General features: G+C 61.6%; 3 protein-coding genes. 1 reads left to right on the top strand and 2 read right to left on the bottom strand.

Annotated elements, in window-relative coordinates:
• Both AB4Y84_RS20805 and AB4Y84_RS20800 read right to left on the bottom strand, forming a co-directional pair.
• Positions 1-838, bottom strand: an 838-nt coding sequence (locus AB4Y84_RS20805; RefSeq protein ID WP_442250834.1) for a lipase family protein, incomplete at its 3' end; no start/stop codon positions are given.
• A complete protein-coding gene (locus tag AB4Y84_RS20800) occupies positions 835-1488 on the bottom strand; it encodes a hypothetical protein (RefSeq protein ID WP_442250833.1) in 654 nt (217 codons plus the stop codon). The genes AB4Y84_RS20805 and AB4Y84_RS20800, both read right to left, overlap by 4 nt.
• A gap of 92 nt (positions 1489-1580) precedes the next feature.
• Between AB4Y84_RS20800 and AB4Y84_RS20795 the strand changes: the two genes are divergently transcribed.
• The coding region (locus AB4Y84_RS20795) for a hypothetical protein (RefSeq protein WP_442250832.1) at positions 1581-1767 on the top strand (187 nt) is incomplete at its 3' end.

The following is a 1767-nucleotide window of genomic DNA, read 5'->3' as shown; positions in this document are numbered from 1 at the left end:
CGGGAATGCCGCGCGCTGCACGGGTAACGCCACTGCGCAGGGATTCCACGTCGTCGCGGTACTCCTCGATCATCTTGGCGTTGTCTTTCGCCAGTTGCTGCGTTTCCGGATGCTTCAGTACCGAGCCGTCGTTGAGGAAGTTGCCCAGCTTGTGCGCGCCGAACGAACTGCCTGCTGCAAGGATTGGACGATCCGGGATCAGGTCGCGCAGCGGGTGGTTGCTGAAGCCAGCCGCTGACAGCCTCTTGATCTCATCCGGGTTGGCGTAGATGCGTACCTGGCCGAAGTGGGGCGAAGCAGCACTGACCGGATCGGACGCCATGACGTGGTTGATCATGGTGTTGCCGCCTTCGGGGATGCGGTAGCTGAGGCTGACCGCACCATAGGCGTTGAAGGTCTCACCCTTGACGTTGAAGTGGTGCGAGGTGATCTGGGCAAGGGCGCCGCCGAGGGAGTGGCCGGTGACGGTGACCTGGGGAGTATGTCCACCATTCAAGCGGGACTGGAGTGCGGCAGATTCAAGCGTTCTCTGGGTCAATGCGATCGCGTCAGGTGCCTGCACATTGGTGCGCGCTACCACCATGCCGCCATCGGTCAGGATCGCATCGCGGGCAATATCCTCCGTGCCACGATGGGCAATGACGATCTCTTTGCTGTCTACGCGCTGATAGACGGTGCCCTGATAGCCGTTGAGCCGGTTGTCGACATGCTCGAGTATTTTGTACTCATGGCCGTTGAGTGTGACCTTTTCTTCCTGGCCGGGTGCACGTCGGCCGACGGCGCGGTCCTTGTAGGCGTCATCGGATAACGCAGCGTAGTCCTGGGAGGTGATGGTCACGGTGCCACCTCACTCGCAGAAAGGCTGATCGTGAACAGCTTGTCCTGCAGGTCGGCGGCATAGCCGCTGCGATCAGGCTCACCACTGGCCGGGAAATTGGGAACGCGATCTGCCCGCGGATAGACCAGATCCGGATAGTAGAGCGTATGCGCGCTGCCGTCGGTCAGCGGCTTGGCATCGACGAAGGTCAGGAAGCGAGTTTCGTCTTCGGCGCCGGTTGCTTTCAGCATGGCACCGGCTCCGCTGAATTCCCATTTGCAGACGCCGCGGCCGTAGTAGTCCTCATCCAGCATAYGGTCCACATACAACGTGCCGCGATACTCGCCATCGGCAACCTTGCGCAGCTGCACCGGTTCCTGGCTGGTGATGCGCGCTGCGGTGCCTGTGGCGGGCTCGATGTGACCGCACTGGTCTTCGTTGATGACGTCGTACTGCGCAACGCCCTCGACCACCGCGAAATCTCCGGGGGCATCCTTCAGGCGCAGCACCAGTTCATAGGCCTTGCGCGGGCTGGGGTTGAGCTTGGCGAGGCCACGCCCGCCCTGGGCGACATCGGCTTCGGCAGCGGCACGTTCCTGGTTCATGGCGGACTCCGGGTTGCAGGCGGTCAATAGAAGCAGAGCAAGGCACGGAAGCATCTTGGGGCGCAATGTCGGCCTCCCTGGGGCATAGAGGGATATATGGAGCAGGCCACTCTCCGCGCGAGATTCTGCGCAGTGATCATGGTTGAGAGTAACGCGTCATGCAGATCTACCCGGTAGCGCGTCGGGTTTTTCTCGCCGCTTGCGCCATATCCGGCAATCTCTTCGATGCGCGGGGGACATGCATCAGGCGCGATTCGACGTTCATGCGCTCCCTTTGGCGTGATACGGCGTGGTACATCCATGTCCATGCATCCTTCCCCGGTGACAGGTCCGGCGATTATGGAG

The sequence above is a fragment of the Stenotrophomonas sp. 2YAF22 genome (genome assembly GCF_052114665.1).
In the GTDB taxonomy this organism is placed as follows: Bacteria; Pseudomonadota; Gammaproteobacteria; order Xanthomonadales; family Xanthomonadaceae; genus Stenotrophomonas; species Stenotrophomonas indicatrix.
This window is presented reverse-complemented; position numbering and strand designations above follow the sequence as displayed.